This window comes from Streptomyces nidicola, assembly GCF_050106155.1.
GTDB lineage: Bacteria > Actinomycetota > Actinomycetes > Streptomycetales > Streptomycetaceae > Streptomyces.
On the sequence record NZ_JBNBPI010000001.1, the window covers coordinates 2,879,283 to 2,897,824 of the forward strand.

At 69.8% G+C, this 18,542-nt stretch carries 17 protein-coding genes; 7 read left to right on the plus strand and 10 right to left on the minus strand.

What is annotated here, in order from left to right; genetic code table 11:
- Positions 1–95 precede the first annotated feature (95 nt).
- The 6 genes from hflX to miaA form a co-directional block, all read right to left on the minus strand.
- Positions 96–1,604 carry a GTPase HflX gene (gene hflX / locus ACOKM3_RS13015; RefSeq protein ID WP_426900074.1) on the minus strand — a complete coding sequence of 503 codons (1,509 nt, stop codon included), beginning with the start codon at positions 1,602–1,604 and terminating at the stop codon, positions 96–98.
- A 175-nt stretch (positions 1,605–1,779) separates the two neighbouring features.
- Positions 1,780–3,234 (minus strand): M1 family metallopeptidase, encoded by a 1,455-nt coding sequence (locus tag ACOKM3_RS13020; protein WP_426900076.1) that lies wholly within the window; start codon positions 3,232–3,234, stop codon positions 1,780–1,782.
- 78 nt (positions 3,235–3,312) lie between these two features.
- Positions 3,313–5,436 carry a RelA/SpoT family protein gene (locus ACOKM3_RS13025; protein WP_426900078.1) on the minus strand — a complete coding sequence of 708 codons (2,124 nt, stop codon included), beginning with the start codon at positions 5,434–5,436 and terminating at the stop codon, positions 3,313–3,315.
- 139 nt (positions 5,437–5,575) lie between these two features.
- Positions 5,576–6,445, minus strand: coding sequence for a diaminopimelate epimerase (dapF, locus tag ACOKM3_RS13030; protein WP_426900080.1), 870 nt, complete (start codon positions 6,443–6,445; stop codon positions 5,576–5,578).
- Between the two features lie 67 nt (positions 6,446–6,512).
- Positions 6,513–6,980, minus strand: a complete 468-nt coding sequence (locus ACOKM3_RS13035; protein ID WP_426906784.1) for a hypothetical protein — start codon at positions 6,978–6,980, stop codon at positions 6,513–6,515.
- Between the two features lie 107 nt (positions 6,981–7,087).
- Positions 7,088–8,026 carry a tRNA (adenosine(37)-N6)-dimethylallyltransferase MiaA gene (miaA, locus tag ACOKM3_RS13040; RefSeq protein WP_426900082.1) on the minus strand — a complete coding sequence of 313 codons (939 nt, stop codon included), beginning with the start codon at positions 8,024–8,026 and terminating at the stop codon, positions 7,088–7,090.
- 182 nt (positions 8,027–8,208) lie between these two features.
- Here miaA and ACOKM3_RS13045 point away from each other — a divergent pair, with 182 nt between their 5' ends.
- Together ACOKM3_RS13045 and ACOKM3_RS13050 are read left to right on the plus strand one after the other, a co-directional pair.
- A complete protein-coding gene (locus tag ACOKM3_RS13045; RefSeq protein ID WP_426900084.1) occupies positions 8,209–8,487 on the plus strand; it encodes a hypothetical protein in 279 nt (92 codons plus the stop codon).
- A gap of 33 nt (positions 8,488–8,520) precedes the next feature.
- Positions 8,521–8,805 (plus strand): antitoxin, encoded by a 285-nt coding sequence (locus tag ACOKM3_RS13050; RefSeq protein ID WP_426900086.1) that lies wholly within the window; start codon positions 8,521–8,523, stop codon positions 8,803–8,805.
- 79 nt (positions 8,806–8,884) lie between these two features.
- On the opposite strand, the gene ACOKM3_RS13055 is transcribed toward ACOKM3_RS13050, so the two are convergent.
- Both ACOKM3_RS13055 and miaB read right to left on the minus strand, forming a co-directional pair.
- Complete coding sequence (locus ACOKM3_RS13055; RefSeq protein ID WP_426900088.1) at positions 8,885–9,601, minus strand: class III extradiol dioxygenase subunit B-like domain-containing protein; 717 nt, start codon at positions 9,599–9,601, stop codon at positions 8,885–8,887.
- 90 nt (positions 9,602–9,691) lie between these two features.
- Positions 9,692–11,224 carry a tRNA (N6-isopentenyl adenosine(37)-C2)-methylthiotransferase MiaB gene (gene miaB / locus ACOKM3_RS13060; RefSeq protein ID WP_426900090.1) on the minus strand — a complete coding sequence of 511 codons (1,533 nt, stop codon included), beginning with the start codon at positions 11,222–11,224 and terminating at the stop codon, positions 9,692–9,694.
- 145 nt (positions 11,225–11,369) lie between these two features.
- On the opposite strand from miaB, the gene ACOKM3_RS13065 reads away from it, so the two are divergent.
- Positions 11,370–12,365, plus strand: a complete 996-nt coding sequence (locus ACOKM3_RS13065) for a TAXI family TRAP transporter solute-binding subunit (protein ID WP_426900092.1) — start codon at positions 11,370–11,372, stop codon at positions 12,363–12,365.
- On the opposite strand, the gene ACOKM3_RS13070 is transcribed toward ACOKM3_RS13065, so the two are convergent.
- Entirely contained in the window at positions 12,344–13,858 is a 1,515-nt protein-coding gene (locus ACOKM3_RS13070; protein WP_426900094.1) for a sensor histidine kinase, read from the minus strand. The genes ACOKM3_RS13065 and ACOKM3_RS13070 overlap by 22 nt on opposite strands.
- A gap of 21 nt (positions 13,859–13,879) precedes the next feature.
- The gene (locus ACOKM3_RS13075; protein ID WP_426900096.1) at positions 13,880–14,566 is read right to left on the minus strand and encodes a response regulator transcription factor; all 687 of its coding nucleotides are present in this window, start codon (positions 14,564–14,566) and stop codon (positions 13,880–13,882) included.
- 247 nt (positions 14,567–14,813) lie between these two features.
- Between ACOKM3_RS13075 and ACOKM3_RS13080 the strand changes: the two genes are divergently transcribed.
- The 4 genes from ACOKM3_RS13080 (at position 14,814) to ACOKM3_RS13095 (ending at position 18,402) form a co-directional block, all read left to right on the plus strand.
- Complete coding sequence (locus ACOKM3_RS13080) at positions 14,814–15,593, plus strand: amino acid ABC transporter ATP-binding protein (protein ID WP_426900098.1); 780 nt, start codon at positions 14,814–14,816, stop codon at positions 15,591–15,593.
- 94 nt (positions 15,594–15,687) lie between these two features.
- A complete protein-coding gene (locus ACOKM3_RS13085) occupies positions 15,688–16,608 on the plus strand; it encodes a glutamate ABC transporter substrate-binding protein (RefSeq protein ID WP_426900100.1) in 921 nt (306 codons plus the stop codon).
- A gap of 154 nt (positions 16,609–16,762) precedes the next feature.
- Positions 16,763–17,410: an amino acid ABC transporter permease gene (locus ACOKM3_RS13090; protein ID WP_426900102.1), complete on the plus strand. Its 648-nt coding sequence runs from the start codon at positions 16,763–16,765 to the stop codon at positions 17,408–17,410.
- Positions 17,407–18,402 carry an amino acid ABC transporter permease gene (locus ACOKM3_RS13095; RefSeq protein WP_426900104.1) on the plus strand — a complete coding sequence of 332 codons (996 nt, stop codon included), beginning with the start codon at positions 17,407–17,409 and terminating at the stop codon, positions 18,400–18,402. The genes ACOKM3_RS13090 and ACOKM3_RS13095 overlap by 4 nt, the downstream gene beginning before the upstream one ends.
- The last annotated feature ends 140 nt before the right edge of the window (positions 18,403–18,542 follow it).

Consider the following 18,542-nt stretch of genomic DNA (forward strand, 5'->3'; position numbering starts at 1 on the left):
AGGTAGGCCGCCGTTCAGTACCGATCTCATGGCTGAGCCCCTCTCCGGTGGACCGGAGAGGGGCTCAGCCATGTTCGTTACGCCGGGACGGGCCGTCAGCCCGCGACCACCGCCGGAACATACGGCGCGAGTTCCGCCGCGAGTTCCTCGTGGACGCGTGCCTTCAGGAGCGTGCCCTCCGGCGTGTGCTCCTCGGAGATCACCTCGCCGTCGGCGTGCGCCCGCGCGACCAGCTGGCCGTGTGTGTACGGCACGAGGACCTCGATCTCGACCGCGGGGCGCGGCAGTTCGGCGTCGATGAGCTCGAGCAGCTCCTCGATGCCCATGCCCGAGCGGGCAGAGACGGCGATCGCGTGCTTCTCCACGCGCAGCAGCCGCTGCAGCACCAACGGGTCGGCCGCGTCCGCCTTGTTGATCACCACGATCTCGGGCACGTTCGTCGCCCCGACGTCGCGGATGACCTCACGTACGGAGGCGAGCTGCTCCTCCGGCGCCGGGTGCGAACCGTCGACCACGTGCAGGATCAGGTCGGAGTCGCCGACCTCCTCCATGGTCGAGCGGAACGCCTCGACGAGGTGGTGCGGCAGGTGCCGTACGAAACCGACCGTGTCGGCCAGTGTGTACAGCCGACCGCTCGGGGTCTCGGCCCGGCGCACGGTCGGGTCCAGTGTGGCGAACAGCGAGTTCTCCACCAGGACGCCCGCGCCCGTGAGGCGGTTGAGGAGCGAGGACTTGCCGGCGTTGGTGTACCCGGCGATGGCCACCGAAGGCACCTTGTGCCTGCGGCGCTCCTGGCGCTTGATGTCTCGGCCGGTCTTCATCTCCGCGATCTCACGGCGCATCTTCGCCATCTTCTCGCGGATCCGACGCCGGTCCGTCTCGATCTTGGTCTCACCGGGACCACGGGTGGCCATACCGCCGCCTGAGGAACCGGAGCCACCGCCACCCATCTGCCGGGACAGCGACTGACCCCAGCCGCGCAGCCGCGGCAGCATGTACTGCATCTGCGCGAGCGCGACCTGCGCCTTGCCCTCTCGGGACTTGGCGTGCTGGGCGAAGATGTCGAGGATCAGTGCGGTCCTGTCGACCACCTTGACCTTGACGACGTCCTCGAGGTGGATGAGCTGACCGGGGCTGAGCTCACCGTCGCACACGACGGTGTCCGCTCCGGTCTCGAGCACGACGTCGCGCAGCTCCTGGGCCTTGCCCGAGCCGATGTACGTCGCCGCGTCCGGCTTGTCGCGGCGCTGGATCACGCCGTCGAGCACGAGCGCGCCCGCCGTCTCGGCGAGGGCGGCGAGCTCCGCGAGGGAGTTCTCCGCGTCATGAACCGTTCCCGAAGTCCACACGCCGACGAGTACCACGCGCTCCAGGCGGAGCTGTCGGTACTCGACCTCGGTGACGTCCTCGAGCTCGGTGGAGAGGCCCGCGACGCGGCGAAGGGCCGCGCGCTCGGAGCGGTCGAACTGCTGGCCGTCCCGCTCTCCGTCGATCTCGTGGCTCCAGGCGACGTCCTCTTCCATCAGGGCATCGGCCCGAAGGCTCTCGGTGTGGTTCTGCACCATGTTCTGCGCGTCCTGGGAAGGGGAAGAAGAGGAGGTCATTGGGTCCTTACGTCTGTGGGATTCGGGATACGCGACGGGCGTCCCACCCGTCATCTGTCACAACGCTCGGCCTGCCCCGGGGATTCCCGCGAGCGCCGATCCGGTGGCCCGCGCCGTCGACGTCGACGATATTCGCACGGCACGGGCCGTCTCGTCATCTGGATTTTGCCCCGTGTCAGCGCTTCGACACCGGGTCGGTCTTCCAGTCCGGGTGCCCCGGCATGGGCGGCGTCTTCTTGCCGTAGAGCCAGGCGTGGAAGAAGCCGCTCAAGTCCCGTCCCGACAGCTGCGAGGCGAGCTTCACGAAGTCCGCGGTCGTGGCGGTGGAGTCACGGTGCGTGGCAAGCCAGACGCGCTCCAGGCGCTGGAACATGTCCGCGCCGATCTCCTGGCGCAGGGCGTAGAGGACCAGGGCGCTGCCGTCGTAGACGACCGGCCGGAAGATGCTGATCTTCCCGTCGCTCGTGGGCGCCTTGGGTGCGGCGGGCGGACCGCCGTCGGCGCGCATCGCGTCGGACGCGCGGTAGGCGGCGCGCATCCGCTTCACCATGGGCCGGTCCGCCTTCTCTTGGGCGTACAGGGACTCGTACCAGGTGGCGTGGCCCTCGTTGAGCCACAGGTCGGACCAGGAGCGGGGGCTGACGCTGTCGCCGAACCACTGATGCGCCAGTTCGTGGACCATGATCGACTCGACGTACCACTTCGGGTACTCGGAGCGCGTGAACAGGTCTCTCTCGAAGAGAGAGAGCGTTTGCGTCTCGAGTTCGAAGCCGGTGGACGCGTGGGCGATCAGCAGGCCGTAGTTCTCGAAGGGGTAGTTGCCGACCTTCCCCTCCATCCAAGAGATCTGTGCCGGCGTCTTCTTGAGCCACGGCTTCAGGGCCTTGGCGTCCTTTGTCGGCACGACATCGCGTACGGGCAGTCCGTCCGGGCCGTCCTGGTGCAGCACGGTGGAGCGGCCGATGGAGACCTGGGCCAGCTCCGTGGCCATGGGGTGGGCGGTGCGGTAGGCCCACTTCGTGGCTCCTCCTTGTCGCGTTTTCGCGACAGGGAGACCGTTGGCGACCGCCGTGTACTCCTTCGGTGCGGTGACCCGGAAGGTGAAGTAGGCCTTGTCGGAGGGGTGGTCGTTGGACGGGAAGACGCGGTGCGCTGCGTCGGCCTGGTTGGCCATCGCGAGCCCGTCCTTGGTACGCAGCCAGCCGACTTCCTTCTTGCCGGGCCTCGGGTCGCTGGTGTGCTGCACGGTGATGTTCAGCGGTTGGCCGGGGGCCACGGCCGCGGCGGGTGTGACGACCAGGTCCTCGCCCTTGGTGACGTAGTGCGCCCGCGCCCCGTTGACCGTCACCGAACGCACGGTGCCGTGCGAGAAGTCGAGGTTGATCCGGTCGAGCCAGGAGGTCGCCCGCGCGTTGATCTTGGTGACGGCATCGAGGGGCTTGCTGTTGTCACCGTGGTACGTGAAGGAGATGTCGTAGTCGGTGACGTCGTAGCCGGGATTGCCGAGATGCGGGAAGAGCCGGTCGCCGACGCCGAGCGGCTCGGCGGGTGCGGCCGCGGCGACAAGGGCGAGCGAGGCGCCGGCGGCCAGAAGTGCGGCGACGCGGGACGTTCGGGAGCTGAGCAGCATGAACTACGGCTATCAGCGCGCGCCTCGGCGCACGGTGCGGCACGCGCCGCACCACCCGAACGAGGGTTCCGGGTGGGCCTACAGGGCGCCCGCCGCCGCGTGTCGCGTGCGCCCCACGTCGTACACGCCCGGCACGTTGCGCATCGCCCGCATGAGGCCCTGGAGGTGCGCGGCGTCCGGGAGTTGGAGGGTGTACGTGTGCCGGACGCGGCCCTGGTCGGGCGGGTCGACGGTCGCCGAGATGATGGCGACGCCCTCCAGCGCTATGGCCTCGGTCAGGTCGGCCAGCAGATGGGGGCGGCTGAACGACTCGGCGATCAGGGTCACCCGGTACTCGGCGGCCTCCGCGTCCGCCCAGCGCACGCCGACCTCCGCACGCCCCGCTTCCTTCATGCGCGCCACTCCGGAACAGGAGACGCGGTGCACGGTGACGACGCCGCCGCGCACGGCGAACCCGGTCACCTCGTCGGGCGGTACGGGCGTACAACAGCCCGCGAGGCGCACTGTGGCACCCGGCTGGTCGACCACGGCGTTCGCCGCGGAGGGCCGCGCCGAGGGGCCGCTGTACGGGGCGCGGGGCGCCGAGGGGGGTGCGCTCGGCCCCTCCGGGTGGGTGGCGAGCCAGCGGCGGATGGCGATGCGGGCGGCGGGCGTACGGGCGTGGTCGAGCCAGTCGACCGACGGCTCGGACGCGGCGCTGCCCTCCACGCCCGCCATGAGCAGCTGGACGGTGTCACCGTCGCCGAGGACCGTACTGAGCGTCGCCAGGCGGCCGTTGACCCGCGCGCCGATGCAGGCGTGGGCGTCCTCTCCGTACTGCGCGTACGCGGCGTCGACGCAACTGGCGCCCGCGGGAAGGCCGATGGAGCCTCCGTCGGGCCGGAAGACGGTGATCTCGCGGTCCTGGGCGAGGTCCTCGCGCAGCGTCGACCAGAACGTGTCGGTGTCCGGGGCGGACTGCTGCCATTCGAGCAGCCGGTTCAGCCAGCCGGGGCGCGTGGGGTCGGAGCGCTCGCCCACGGTATCCAGGTGCTCCTCGCCGGAGGGCGTGTACGGATTGCCGAGCGCCACGACGCCCGCCTCGGCCACCTTGTGCATCTGGTGCGTACGGATGAGGACTTCGGCGACCTCGCCGTCCGTGCGGGCGACCGCGGTGTGCAGCGACTGGTACAGGTTGAACTTCGGCACGGCGATGAAGTCCTTGAACTCCGAGACCACCGGCGTGAAACACGTGTGCAGCTCGCCGAGGACGCCGTAACAGTCCGCGTCCTCGTTCACCAGGACGAGGAGGCGTCCGAAGTCGGCCCCGCGCAGCTCGCCGCGCTTGCGCCGCACCCGGTGGACGGAGACGAAGTGCCGCGGCCTGATGAGGACTTCGGCGCTCAGGCCCGCCTCGCGCAGCACTGAGCGCAGCTCGGTCGCGAACCCGGCGAGGGAGTCCTCGGTGCGCTGCGCGTAGGAGGTCATGAGCTCGCGCGTCTGCCCGTACTCCTCGGGGCGCAGGATCGCGAACACGAGGTCTTCGAGCTCGGTCTTCAGTGCCTGCACGCCCAGCCGCTCGGCGAGCGGGATCAGGACGTCGCGGGTGACTCTGGCGATCCGTTCCTGCTTCTCCTGGCGCATGACGCCGAGGGTGCGCATGTTGTGCAGGCGGTCGGCGAGCTTGATCGACATGACGCGCACGTCGTTCCCGGTCGCGACGAGCATTTTGCGGAAGGTCTCGGGTTCTGCCGCCGCTCCGTAGTCGACCTTCTCCAGCTTGGTCACGCCGTCGACGAGATAGGCGACCTCCTCGCCGAACTCCTTGCGCACCTGGTCGAGCGTGACCTCGGTGTCCTCCACGGTGTCGTGGAGCAGGGAGGCGGTCAGCGTCGTGGTCTCCGCGCCCAGCTCGGCCAGGATCAGCGTCACCGCGAGCGGGTGTGTGATGTACGGCTCGCCGCTCTTGCGCATCTGGCCGCGGTGCGAGGACTCGGCCAGTACGTAGGCGCGGTGCAGGGGCTCCAGGACGGCGTCGGGGTAGTGGGCCCGGTGGGCCTCCGCCACGTGGCCGATCGCGTCGGGGAGGCGGCCGCGGGCGGTGGGGCCGAGGAGCGCCGCGCGGCCGAGACGTCGCAGGTCGATCCGGGGGCGGCCACGCCGACGGTGCGCTCCGGGCGTGATCGGTCCCGGGTTCGCGGGGTTGGTCGCCTCCGCACTCATGAGCACCTCCGGCTTTGTCGACCGGCGGCGGGCTGGCGGCGGCACCCGTCCGGACCGGTGCTTGATGCTACCGAGCCCATCACGTGGCGCAGTCCCGCTCTCGCCGAGCGTGAAACGGATCACCCATTCGAGCGAAGGTTCACTGGTTTACGGTTTCGACTGCCGCGAACCAGTCGGTGTCGAGCCGACCTTCCGCGACGATCACAGCGGGACCGGTCATCTCGATCTCGCCGTCCGCACGCTCGGTGATCGTCAGCCTGCCTCCGGGCAGATCGATCTCGTACGTGACAGGGGCCCCGGTCACAGCCGGGTCCAGGCCGTCCCTGCGGGCGGTCGCGACGGCCACGGCGCAGGCGCCGGTGCCGCAGGAGCGGGTCTCTCCGGAGCCCCGCTCGTGCACGCGCATGGCCACGTGCCGCGGGCCGCGGTCGACGACGAACTCGACGTTCACACCCTCCGGGTAAGCGTTCGCCGGCGCGAAGGGGGGCGGGTCGTACAGCGTGCCCGCGTGCGCGAGGTCGGCCACGAAGGCGACCGCGTGCGGGTTCCCCATGTTCACGTTCGTCGCGGGCCAGGTCCGCTCGTCGACGCTGACGGTGACGTCGCCCTCGGGGAGCGTCGCCCTGCCCATGCCGACCGTGATCAGGCCTTCCTTGTCGATGTGGACTGCCTTGACGCCGCCCCGGGTGGCCACGGCGAGGTCTCCCTCGCCGACGTGTCCCGCGTGCTGGAGGTAGCGGGCGAAGACCCGCACTCCGTTGCCGCACATCTCGGCCACCGAACCGTCGCCATTGCGGTAGTCCATGAACCACTCCGCCTCGTCGGCCATGTGCCGCGCCTCGGGGTGCGCGGCGCTGCGCACGACATGGAGCACGCCGTCGCCCCCGATGCCGGCCCGACGGTCGCACAGTGCGGCGACGGCGGTCGGCGAGAGCGCGATGGCGTTCTCCGGGTCCGGGATGATCACGAAGTCGTTCTCGGTCCCGTGACCCTTGAGGAAAGTGCTCATTTCTCGATCGTACGAGATCGGTGCGACAACCTGGTCGGCGGAGTCCTGCCAGGGGCGCCGAGCACGGTCAGCGCAGGCGTGCCACGCGCCACACGGCGAGCACCGCGACGGCCGCGACCACGACGACGTACGCGCCCACGACCCGCCAGTCCGGCCAGCGGCCCGAACCGCGCGGCGGCAGTCCCGGCAGCGTGTAGCCCACCCTGCGGGCCGCCATCATGCCCCAGCCCGCGGCGCAGGAGCTGATCAGGAGGCCGAGCATCGCCACGACCGCGCCGCCGTCGCCGAACTCGAAGAACAGCGGGAACGCGAACATCAGCGAGCCGATCGCGGCCAGCATCACGATGGGTGCCAGCTGCCAGATGCGGAGCCTGCGCTGCGGGCGCAGCTCGACCTCGACCTCTTGGCCCTCGTCCTGCGCGGCGAGTTCCTCCGCGGTCGGGCCGTCGGCGATCACGCCGTCGGGGCTCGCCTCAGGACCGTCGGTGCTGAGCTGCTCTCCGCCTGGTGCGGTGTCACGAGGGCCGGCCTCCATCGCCACGCGCCCTCCCACTCCGGACTCCACTGGTCGATCGATGGTCGATGATGGCACGCCCACAGAGGCCGGGATGACGGGCGGAGCGTCCCGATGCCATCACGTGATCAGGCTGTAACCGGTCGTTCGACCAACGACATTGCGCGAGCCGGGAGTTCCCCGCGTTCCGCCACGGCCCCACTGAGCCAATGCACCCGCGGGTCGCGCCGGAACCACGAGTCCTGGCGGCGCGCGAAGCGCTTGGTGGCACGGACGGTCTCCGCGCGCGCCTCGTCCAGCGTGCACTCGCCGGCGAGCGCCGCGAGCACCTGCTGGTAGCCGAGCGCACGCGACGCCGTACGCCCCTCGCGCAGCCCCTGGGCCTCCAGCGTGCGCACCTCGTCGACGAGGCCCGCCTCCCACATACGGTCCACGCGCGTGGCGATGCGTTCGTCGAGCTCGGGACGCGCCACGTCCACGCCGATCTGGACGGTGTCGTAGACGGAGTCGTGTCCCGGCAGGTTGGCGGTGAACGGCTTGCCGGTGATCTCGATGACCTCCAGGGCACGGACGATGCGTCGGCCGTTGCTCGGCAGGATCGCCGTGGCGGCCTCCGGGTCGGCGGCGGCGAGCCGCGCGTGCAGGGCGCCGGAGCCGCGCAGCCGGAGCTCGTCCTCCAGGCGGGCGCGGACCTCGGGGTCGGTGCCGGGGAACTCCATCTTGTCGACGGCGCCTCTTACGTAGAGCCCTGATCCGCCGACGAGCACGGGCCAGCGGCCCGCCGCGAGCAGCCGGTCGATCTCCGCGCGGGCGAGGCGCTGGTACTCGGCGACGCTGGCGGCCTCCGTGACGTCCCAGATGTCCAGGAGGTGGTGCGGCACCCCGGCGCGCTCCTCGGGCGTCAGCTTGGCGGTACCGATGTCCATCCCCCGGTACAGCTGCATGGAGTCGGCGTTGACCACCTCGCCGCCGAGTTCCTTGGCGAGGAAGACGCCGAGATCTGACTTTCCTGCCGCGGTCGGCCCGACGACGGCGATGACCCGCGGGGCGGGAGCTGCGCTACTCACCGCCCCAGTCTCGCAAACCCGGGCACCTGTTCACGAATGAGCGACGTGACGCCACAGGTTCGGGTTCGTTGCCTGTTGCGAGGTTCCAGCCGCCGGTTTCGAGAGCCGGCGCCCCGGTCGCCGCAATGGGACGCACCGGGTAGGGCGGGATTTCGCCCACACGAGTACCGTATGGAGTTGACATGGGCGTTTTTGCCAGGTTTCGCCGGAAGGCCAATGCTGCGGAGGAGGCGTCAACCGCCGAGCCCCAGGCCGCCACTCTGACGGCCGCTCCAGAGGTGGCGGACGCCGAGGAGTCCACCGAGGCCGCCGCGGCTCCCACCGCGGAGCAGGAGGCCACGGAGACCGCAGCCGACGGCGAGCCGGCCGAGACCGCCGTGGCGGAGGGCCTGGAGATCCCGAAGCAGCAGTCCGCGGAGCAGGCCGCGGACAACGAGGCCGGTGAGGCCGCCCGCAAGTAGCTCCAGGGTTTCGGTGCGACGGAAGGTGCAGCGATGGGGATCATCGACTCGTTGAAGGCCAGGTTCGGCCCCGCCAAGAGCAAGGTCTCGGACCTCGCGCAGCAGCACGGGGACAAGATCGACCAGGGCTTGGAGAAGGCCGGCAGGATGGTCGACGAGAAGACCAAGGGCAAGTACAGCGACAAGATCCAGATGGGCACGGCCAAGGCCAAGGACGCTGTCGACCGGATGTCCGCGACAGAGGGCAAGAACGCCGAGAACGCCAAGGACACCGACGGCGGGAACACCCCGCCCTCGCCCCCTTCCGCTGCTTCCTGACCCCGCGCGCCCCCACAGACGGCGACGGCCGCGAAACCCAAAGGGTTCGCGGCCGTCGCCGTCTGTGGGGCGTTTCGCGCTACGTCCAGGACGCGACGAAGTAGCCCACTCCGTAGGGAGCATCCTCGTACAGGAGGCGGCCCGCGCCCTCCCGCTTGTCCCAGGCGGCGCTGAGGAGCTGCCACGGGGCGCGTCCGGAGATCTTCAGTTCGCGGGCGAGGTCGGCGTCGAGGTTCGCGAGCGTGCCGTCGACGTCGAGGTCGCGCAGTGCCGCGGCGATGGCCGCGTCCACGCCCTCGGCGCGCTCGTCGAGGTAGCCGGGGGCCTTCAGCGTGCGGCAGGCCGTGCCGTCGCCCATGACGAGGAATGCCACGCGCTCCGCTCCGGTCCTGCCCTCGGCGAGGCGGAACGCGCCGTCGGCATGGGCGAACGACGGGCCGTCGCCCGCCACCTCGTAGCCACGCACCGCACCGCTCCACCCCGCGCGCGTGAGCAGCCACGCGCCTACGGAGAGGGACGGCGGGAGCGTCGCCTCGACGGGCGCGGACGGCGCCGCTCCCAGGTGCACATCGAGGTCGACGCCGAAGGGGCGGAATGAGCCGCGGGCACCCGGCTCGTGGATGCCCGTGCGCGGGCCCTCACCGATGACCCACACCAGGTCGGGTTCCGCCGCGAGCAGCGCCGCGATCGCTTCGTCGCTCGCCGCGCGCGCGGCGTCCAGTTCCGGAGCCGCGCCCGCGGCGACCTCGGGCACGAGCAGGGGCGGGCACGGGCAGGCGGCAGCGGCGACAAGCATGATCGGCAGCCTACTGCGCGCCCGCCGCGCACGGAAAAGGCGGCCGCGCTCCCTCAGGAACGGCCGCACTCCCCCAGGGGGCGAGGCCGGTCACTCGACGGCGCAGCCCCCGGTGACCGCGGGCAGCGGCTCGGGAACGCCGATCTTCGGGAGGCCGAGCAGCACGCCCTGCTTCTTGTCCTGCTCCTCCTGGTTGCGCTTTTCCCACGCGTCGCCCGCGCGCGTGCGGCGCACGTTCAGGACGTCGCCCTCGGCGAGCAGGTGGTGCGGGGCTGCGTACGTGATCTCGACGGTCACGACGTCACCGGGGCGCACCTCGGCGTCGGGCTTGGTGAAGTGCACGAGGCGGTTGTCGGGGGCGCGGCCGGAGAGACGGTGGGTGGCGCCGTTCTTGCGGCCCTCGCCCTCGGCGACCATGAGATCCACGGTGCGGCCGATCTGCTTCTTGTTCTCCTCCCAGGAGATCTCCTCCTGGAGGGCGACGAGGCGCTCGTAGCGGGCCTGCACGACCTCCTTGGGGATCTGGTTCTCCATGGTGGCGGCCGGGGTTCCCGGGCGCTTGGAGTACTGGAAGGTGAAGGCCTGCGCGAAGCGGGCCTCGCGCACGACGTGCATCGTCTGCTCGAAGTCCTCCTCGGTCTCGCCGGGGAAGCCCACGATGATGTCGGTCGTGATGGCCGCGTGCGGCATGGCCTCGCGGACCTTCTCGATGATGTTCAGGAACCGCTCCTGGCGGTACGAGCGGCGCATCGCCTTCAGGACCGTGTCCGAGCCGGACTGCAGCGGCATGTGCAGCTGCGGCATCACGTTCGGGGTCTCGGCCATGGCGGCGATCACGTCGTCCGTGAAGTCGCGCGGGTGCGGGGACGTGAAGCGCACGCGCTCCAGTCCCTCGATGCCGCCACAGGCGCGCAGCAGCTTGCTGAAGGCCTCGCGGTCGCCGATGTCGCTCCCGTAGGCGTTGACGTTCTGGCCGAGCAGCGTGATCTCGGAGACGCCCTCGCCGACCAGGGCCTCGATCTCCGCGAGGATGTCGCCGGTCCTGCGGTCCTTCTCCTTGCCGCGCAGCGCCGGGACGATGCAGAAGGTGCAGGTGTTGTTGCAGCCGACCGAGATCGACACCCAGGCCGCGTACGCGCTCTCGCGGCGGGTGGGCAGCGTGGAGGGGAACGCCTCCAGGGACTCGGCGATCTCGACCTGGGCGTCCTCTTGGACGCGGGCGCGCTCCAGGAGGACGGGCAGCTTGCCGATGTTGTGCGTACCGAAGACGACGTCCACCCAGGGCGCCTTCTTCACGATGGTGTCGCGGTCCTTCTGGGCGAGGCAGCCGCCCACGGCGATCTGCATGCCCGGACGCTGCGCCTTCTTGGGGGCGAGGTGTCCGAGGTTGCCGTAGAGCTTGTTGTCAGCGTTCTCCCGCACCGCGCACGTGTTGAAGACCACGACGTCGGCGTCGCCGTCGGAGCCCTCGGGGGCGCGCACATAACCGGCGCCCTCCAGGAGACCCGACAAGCGCTCGGAGTCGTGGACGTTCATCTGGCACCCGTAGGTGCGCACTTCGTATGTCTTCGGGTGCTCGGGTGAACGGTCGTCCACGGCCGGACGCGGGTCGCTGCTGCTCATGACAACAAGGGTATGGGGTTCCCGGAGTGGTTCTGTGGCGCCGTCCTCGTGCTCCCGACGCCGTGCCGACAACGTCACCGAACGTGACCGCAAGGGGACGTTCCGAACCTGGCCACCGCGCGCCCCCAGCTGGCAGGATCACGCCATGCCGCAGCCGCTCCTCCGCGTGACCCGCCGCAGCGCCCTCATGGGTTCCGTGGCCGGACTCGTGGTGTTCGGCCTGCTGTTGTGGTGGCTGCTTCCGTTCGGTGAGCAGTCCCCTCGGGGCCAGGTGACCTTCAGCACCGGCGCGCGCACGGGCGTCTACGAGAAGTACGGCAAGCTCCTCAAGCGTGCCGTGGACCGCGACCTGCCCGACCTGGGTGTCACCCTCACCGGCAGCCAGGGCTCCTGGGAGAACGTGCAGCGCGTGGCCACCGGGAAGGCGGACTTCACCATCGCCGCGGCGGACGCGGTCGCCAAGTACCAGTCGGAGGGCCGGGCCGGAGCGGACCGGCTGCGCGGCTGCGCCCGCCTCTACGACGACTACATGCAGCTCGTCGTGAAGCGGTCCTCGTCCGTGGACAAGGTCGCCGACCTGCGCGGCATGAAGGTGGCGGTGGGCGGTCGGAGTTCGGGGGTGCGGCTGATCGCCGAGCGGATCCTGAAGGCGGCGGGGCTCGACGTCCGCAAGGACGTCACCGAGGTGGGCATCGGCATAGACGCCATGCCGCGCGCCCTGGAGTCGGGCGAGATCGACGCGTTCTTCTGGTCCGGGGGGCTGCCCACCAACCACGTACGGGAGCTGTCCGAGGACGCCCCGATCCGGCTCGTCGAACTCGGCTCGCTGGTCGACGATCTGCACGCCATGGGCGGCTACTCGCGCTACTACCGGGCCGCCGTGATGCCCGCCGACGCCTACCCGGCGGCCCAACAGGGCGCGCCCGTCAACACGTTGGCGGTGGCAAACCTGCTGGTGACGACCGACCGGGTGGACCCTGAGCTGACCGAGGCGGTCACCCGCACCGTCATCGACAGCCGCGACCACATCGGGGCGCAGGTGCACGCGGCGCAGCTCGTCGACCTCAGAACGGCCGTCTACACGAACCCGCTCACCCTCCACGAGGGCGCGCGCCGCTACTACCGCTCGGTCAAGCCCTGAGCGGCCGCCTCCCGGCCTGAACCGTTCTCCGAGCGGCCGGGCCCGTCGCCCGTCTCCGCGACCCCCTGGACCGGCACCGGTGCCGTCCTGGGCACCCGCAGCGTCACCTCCAGGCCGTGCGGTTCCCGCCGCGCGTACCCGAGGGAGCCGCCGCCCGCTGTCAGCAGCGCCCGCGAGATGGACAGGCCGAGGCCCGAGCCCTTGATGTTCTGGTGCCGCCCGCTGCGCCAGAACCGGTCGCCGATCCGGGCGAGTTCCTCTTCGCTCAGGCCCGGCCCGCCGTCCGCGACCTCGATCACCGTCGCGTCACCGGTGGCCTCGGCCGTGACGGTCACCTGCTCACCCTCGGGCGTGAACTTCAGGGCGTTGTCGACGACCGCGTCCAGGGCGCTGGACAGCGCGACCGGATCGGCCCAGCCCGTCACCGCCGGGCAGTTGGCCACGAGCCGTACGCCCTTGTCGTCCGCCAGCGGGCGCCAGGCCTCCACCCGCTCGGCGGCCAGCTCGCCGATGTCGGTGAGCTGAAGGTCCGCGGCGGCGTGCTCGGCAAGGGCCAGGTCGAGCAGGTCGTCGAGGACCCGGCCGAGGCGCTTGCCCTCGGCCTTGACCGACCCGATCTCCTCGTTCCCATCCGGCAGTTCGAGTGCCAGTACGTCGATGCGCAGCATCAGGGCGGCGAGCGGGTTGCGCAGCTGGTGCGAGGCATCCGCGACGAAGGCGCGCTGCTGCTCGAGCACGTCCTCGACGTTGTCCGCCATCTCGTTGAACGACCGGGCCAGGCGCCGGAGTTCCGGCGGTCCGCCGGCCGCCGCGACCCGCGACTTAAGTCGCCCCGTGGCGATGTCGTGGGTCGTCGCGTCCAGCACCCGTACGGGCCGCAGCACCCAGCCGGTCAGCCGCAGCGCGGCGCCCACGGAGAGCAGCATCGCGGCCACCTCACCGGCGCCGATGACCAGCCAGCCGCGCAGTGTCGCGCTGCGCATCGCGCCGGTCGGCGACTCGGTGACCACGACCGCGACGACATCACCGTCCCGGATGACGGGCGACGCGACCACGAGCCGGCCCCGCTGCCACGGCCACACCTGCGGCGGATCGTGGCTGCCGCGCGAGTACAGCGCCTCGTCGAACGCGGCGCGCAGCTCACCGGCGGAGCCGGGCGGCGGCATCCGGAAGTCGTCGGGCGCGCGCCCCATGGGCTGCTCGTCCCGGTAGAAGACGCCCGCCTTGATTCCGTACACCTCGTGGTAGCGGGCGAGTTCGGTGCGCAGCGTCTGCTGCCGCTCGTCGCTCACCAGCTTCTCGCCCTTGCCCGCCTTGTCCGGGCGCGTGGTCACGAACTGCGCGAGGGAAGCGAACCGCGCGGTGTCGTCGATGCGGTCGACGACCACCTTCTGCTGCTGGGCGGAGGCCACGCTCACGGCCAGCGGAAACCCGAGTGCGAGCAGCACGCCCGCCATGAGGACGATGAGCAGGGGAAGCAGGCGGGCTCGCACGCCAGGACTCTACGGCTTCTGTTACGCGGCCGGGGCGACGAGCCGGTAACCGACTCCCCGCACGGTCTCGATGAGCGTGGGCATGTGCAACTTGGAGCGCAGCGAGGCCACATGCACCTCCAGGGTGCGCCCCGTGCCCTCCCAACTGGTCCGCCACACCTCGCTGATGATCTGCTCCCTACGGAAGACGACGCCCGGACGCTGCGCCAGGAGGGCGAGCAGGTCGAACTCCTTGCGGGTGAGCTGGACCACCTCTCCCGCGACCGCGACCTTACGGGTGGGCAGATCGATGCTGACGTCCCCGAACTGCACCTCGTGGTCGACAGTGGCGGCGGGTTCCTCCTGCACCGTACGGCGGCTCACCGCATGGATGCGGGCGAGCAACTCCCCTATGTCGTACGGCTTCACTACGTAGTCGTCCGCACCGAGGTTGAGTCCATGGATGCGCGACCGTACGTCCGCGCGCGCGGTCACCATGATCACGGGCGTCGTGGTGCGCTTGCGGATCCTGCCGCACACCTCGTAGCCGTCCAGGTCGGGCAGGCCCAGATCGAGCAGCACGACACCGAAGGCGTCCGCCTCGGGCACCAGCGCCTGCAGGGCCTCCTCACCGCTGCGCGCGTGCCGGACCTCGAAGCCGTGCCGGGAAAGGACCGCCGAAAGGGCACCGGCCACGTGGTCGTCGTCCTCGACGAGAAGCAGTCTCATTACGCCCCCTCACCTCTACCGCGCGGTTCATCAAGGCATCCACTCCGAAAAGTAAGGACGACGTCAAGAGCCTTCCGGTTACGGCCGTGTTCCGTTATGCAGCCGGTATGAGCGCCCCGCGCCCCCTTCACGCATAGTGTCCGGTTGCGGCCGGATCGTTATGCTCAATTTCCCCTCAGATGTAATGACGCTGGTCGTACGGGGTTACTACTGTCCTCCCAACCGAGGAGGACGGAGCAAGACCCCGATGACCGAAGTTTCGGTGACCAAGGACGCCACTCCCCCTGCGGGCGACGCACTGGTCGCACTGAGCCGAGTCAACAAGCACTTCGGCGCGTTGCACGTGCTCCAGGACATCGACCTGACCATCGCGCGAGGTGAGGTCGTCGTCGTCATCGGCCCGTCTGGCTCCGGCAAGTCGACGCTGTGCCGCACGATCAACCGTCTGGAGACCGTCGATTCCGGCGACATCGCGATCGACGGCAAGCCGCTGCCCCAGGAGGGCAAGGAGCTGGCACGCCTGCGCGCGGATGTGGGGATGGTCTTCCAGTCCTTCAACCTCTTCGCGCACAAGACGGTGCTGGAGAACGTGACGCTGGGGCAGGTCAAGGTCCGCAAGGCGGACAAGAAGACGGCCGAGGACAAGGCGCGTGCGCTCCTCGACCGGGTCGGTGTCGCCGCACAGGCCGACAAGTACCCCGCACAGCTCTCCGGCGGCCAGCAGCAACGCGTCGCCATCGCACGGGCGTTGGCGATGGACCCGAAGGTGATGCTCTTCGACGAGCCGACGTCGGCGCTCGACCCGGAGATGATCAACGAGGTCCTGGAAGTGATGCAACAGCTCGCACGGGACGGCATGACGATGGTGGTGGTCACGCACGAGATGGGCTTCGCCCGTTCCGCGGCCAACCGCGTCGTCTTCATGGCGGACGGCCGGATCGTCGAGGAGGCCGTCCCCGACCAGTTCTTCAGCAATCCGCGCAGCGACCGGGCCAAGGACTTCCTGTCGAAGATCCTGCACCACTAGACACGCGCCCCGCGCGGGCCCTCAACTCGGGCCCCGCGCACGCGTGTTGCCTTATTCCCTACTGCCGAATCTGCCGACACGAAGGATGTTCACCATGAAGCTCCGTAAGTCCGCCGCAGCGGCTGCCGCCGTCGCCGCGCTCGCGCTCACCGCCACCGCCTGTGGCGGCGAGTCCGGCAACGCAGGCGACAAGCCCGCCGGGGCCTCGGGTGGCAAGAACCAGCCCAAGCTGCCCACGTACGCGGTGAAGAGCGATGTGAAGGTCGACTCCGCGACCCTGAAGAAGGCCCAGAAGGCCGGCAAGATCGTCATTGGTTCCAAGGACGACCAGCCGTACCTGGGCTTCCAGGACTCCAGTGGCAAGCGCTCCGGCTTCGACATCGAGATCGCCAAGATGGTCGCGGCCGACCTCGGTTTCAAGGCCGACCAGATCACGTTCAAGACGATCGACTCGGGTGTCCGCGAGACCACCATCTCCAAGGGCGATGTCGACCTCTACGTAGGCACGTACACGATCAACGACGAGCGCAAGAAGCAGGTCGGCTTCGCGGGCCCGTACATGCAGGCCGGCGCCGACCTCCTGGTCCGCCAGGACGAGAAGGGCATCACGGGCCCGACCTCCCTGAAGGGCAAGAAGGTCTGCTCCATCAAGGGCTCGACCCCGCTTCAGGAGATCAAGAAGCCCAAGTACGGCGCCGAGACCGTAGAGCTGGCGAAGTACTCGGAGTGCGTGCAGCAGCTGCTCAACAACGAGGTCGACGCCGTCACCACCGACGACGCCATCCTCAAGGGCTACGCGGCGCAGAACCCGAAGAAGCTCAGGGTCGTCGGCAAGCCCTTCACCGAGGAGCCCTACGGCGTCGGCATGGCCAAGGACGACAAGGCCCTGCGCGACGCGGTCTCGGACGCCATCGAGGCGCACGAGAAGAACGGTGACTACAAGAAGGCCTACGACGCGACGCTCGGCCTCTCGGGCGCCGACTACGTGGAGCCGCCGGCCCTGGAGCGCTACTGAGCGTTCAGCGCTCCTGAGCGTCCAGCCGCCTGTCTCTCGCAGGCAGTGAGTTGACCGCACCCCTGTACGCCGTCGCGCCGAGCACGACGTCCGCGACGGCGTACAGGGCGCGGCTCCCCCTGCCCGACCGCTGCCGCCCCACGAGGAACTCCCCGTGAATGTACTGCTCGACCACCTTTCGGAATTCCGCGAGGGATTCCTCGGCACCATAGGCCTGACCCTGGCCAGTGGCCTCGTCGCGATGCTGCTCGGCACGATCCTCGCCGGTTTCCGGGTCTCCCCCGTACCGCCCCTGCGGTACTTCGGCACCGCCTGGGTCACGCTGTTCCGCAACACCCCGCTGACGCTGCTGTTCCTCGTCATCTGGTTCGCGGTGCCCCAGGTCCTCGACTTCGGCTTCAGCCCGTGGGTCAAGGCCCTGATCGTGCTGAGCTGCTACACCTCGTCGTTCGTCTGCGAGGCGGTGCGCTCCGGCATCAGCACCGTGCCGCTCGGGCAGGCCGAGGCGGCGCGCTCGATCGGCATGTCGTTCTTCCAGACGCTCGGCCTGGTCATCCTGCCGCAGGCGGTGCGCACCGTACTGCCGCCGCTGAGCTCCATCTTCATCGCGCTGACCAAGAACTCGGCCATCGCGGGCGCCTTCAGCGTCACCGAACTGTTCGGCTGGCAGAAGCTGTTGAGCGACCAGGGGTACCCGATCGCCTGGGTCTTCCTGTGGGTGGCGCTCGGCTACCTGGTCATCACCTTCGCCATCAGCATCTTGTTCCGGGTGCTCGAGAGGACCCTGGAGGTCGCCCGATGAGTGCCAGCGTTCTCTACGACGCCCCGGGCCCCAAGGCCCGCACGCGCAACCGGATCTACACCGTCGTCGGTACGCTCGCGGTCGTCGGTCTCATCGTCTTCGTGGTCATGCAGCTCGCGTCCAAGGACCAGTTCGCCGCGGCCAAGTGGGACATCTTCAACTACGCCAACGTTCGTGCGGCGATCCGTGACGGCATCCTGACCACCCTGAAGGTCTTCGCCGCCGCGGGCGCGCTGTCGCTGGTGTTCGGCGTCGTCCTGGCGGTGGCCCGTTACTCGGAGCACCGGCCGATCCGCTGGTTCGCCACCGGCTTCATCGAGCTGTTCCGCGCCATCCCGCTGCTGATCACCATTTACGCCCTGTGGGTTCTTTTCCTCACCTACAAGAGCGACCTGGGCGTCGTCGGCCAGAACAACTCCTTCTGGGCGCTGGTGATCGGCCTCACGGTCTACAACAGCTGTGTACAGGCGGAGGTGCTGCGGGCCGGCTTCCAGGCCGTGCCACGCGGCCAGGTCGAGGCGGCCTACGCACTGGGGCTGCGCAAGTATCAAGTGATGACCATGCTGCTGCTGCCGCAGGCGATCCGCTCGATGCTGCCGACGATTATCAGCCAGCTGGTGGTCACCCTCAAGGACACCTCGCTCGGCTACATCATCACGTACGCGGAGCTCCTGTACGCGGCCCGCAAGCTGGCCAACAACACGTTGGTCGAAGGCGAATACCCGTACGTTCCGGTACTCATCGTGACCGGCACGATCTACGTCCTGATGTGTCTGGCCCTGTCCGGGCTCGCCAACTGGATCGAGCGGCGCGGGCGCCGCGCCAAGACGGGCATCAAGGTGGCCGCGGCCGCCGAACCCGTCGCCGAGGGCGGTCTGATGGACGCCGCGGACCTGCCCGGCGGGGCGGGCCACGGCTCGGCCGCCGCCGAGGCCGTCGAGCGGCCGGAGACGGATGACCGATCCGAAGGACCCGGTTCGCCGAGGAGTTGACCCGACCTCGGGCGCGGGTTCCGAGTCGCACGGCGGCAGTGGCGTGATCGCCACTGCCGCCGTCACTTGACGCAAGCACCGGCAATGGGTTGCATACGCTCTGTGAACGCGCACCCCGCTCCAACTGCCCGTCCTTGCAC

Coding starts and splice junctions, on each gene's coding strand:
- hflX (WP_426900074.1), bottom strand. CDS start 1,604: ATGACCTCCTCTTCTTCCCCTTCCCAGGACGCGCAGAACATGGTGCAG.
- ACOKM3_RS13020 (WP_426900076.1), bottom strand. CDS start 3,234: ATGCTGCTCAGCTCCCGAACGTCCCGCGTCGCCGCACTTCTGGCCGCC.
- ACOKM3_RS13025 (WP_426900078.1), bottom strand. CDS start 5,436: ATGAGTGCGGAGGCGACCAACCCCGCGAACCCGGGACCGATCACGCCC.
- dapF (WP_426900080.1), bottom strand. CDS start 6,445: ATGAGCACTTTCCTCAAGGGTCACGGGACCGAGAACGACTTCGTGATC.
- ACOKM3_RS13035 (WP_426906784.1), bottom strand. CDS start 6,980: ATGGAGGCCGGCCCTCGTGACACCGCACCAGGCGGAGAGCAGCTCAGC.
- ACOKM3_RS13045 (WP_426900084.1), top strand. CDS start 8,209: ATGGGCGTTTTTGCCAGGTTTCGCCGGAAGGCCAATGCTGCGGAGGAG.
- ACOKM3_RS13050 (WP_426900086.1), top strand. CDS start 8,521: ATGGGGATCATCGACTCGTTGAAGGCCAGGTTCGGCCCCGCCAAGAGC.
- ACOKM3_RS13055 (WP_426900088.1), bottom strand. CDS start 9,601: ATGCTTGTCGCCGCTGCCGCCTGCCCGTGCCCGCCCCTGCTCGTGCCC.
- miaB (WP_426900090.1), bottom strand. CDS start 11,224: ATGAGCAGCAGCGACCCGCGTCCGGCCGTGGACGACCGTTCACCCGAG.
- ACOKM3_RS13065 (WP_426900092.1), top strand. CDS start 11,370: ATGCCGCAGCCGCTCCTCCGCGTGACCCGCCGCAGCGCCCTCATGGGT.
- ACOKM3_RS13075 (WP_426900096.1), bottom strand. CDS start 14,566: ATGAGACTGCTTCTCGTCGAGGACGACGACCACGTGGCCGGTGCCCTT.
- ACOKM3_RS13080 (WP_426900098.1), top strand. CDS start 14,814: ATGACCGAAGTTTCGGTGACCAAGGACGCCACTCCCCCTGCGGGCGAC.
- ACOKM3_RS13085 (WP_426900100.1), top strand. CDS start 15,688: ATGAAGCTCCGTAAGTCCGCCGCAGCGGCTGCCGCCGTCGCCGCGCTC.
- ACOKM3_RS13095 (WP_426900104.1), top strand. CDS start 17,407: ATGAGTGCCAGCGTTCTCTACGACGCCCCGGGCCCCAAGGCCCGCACG.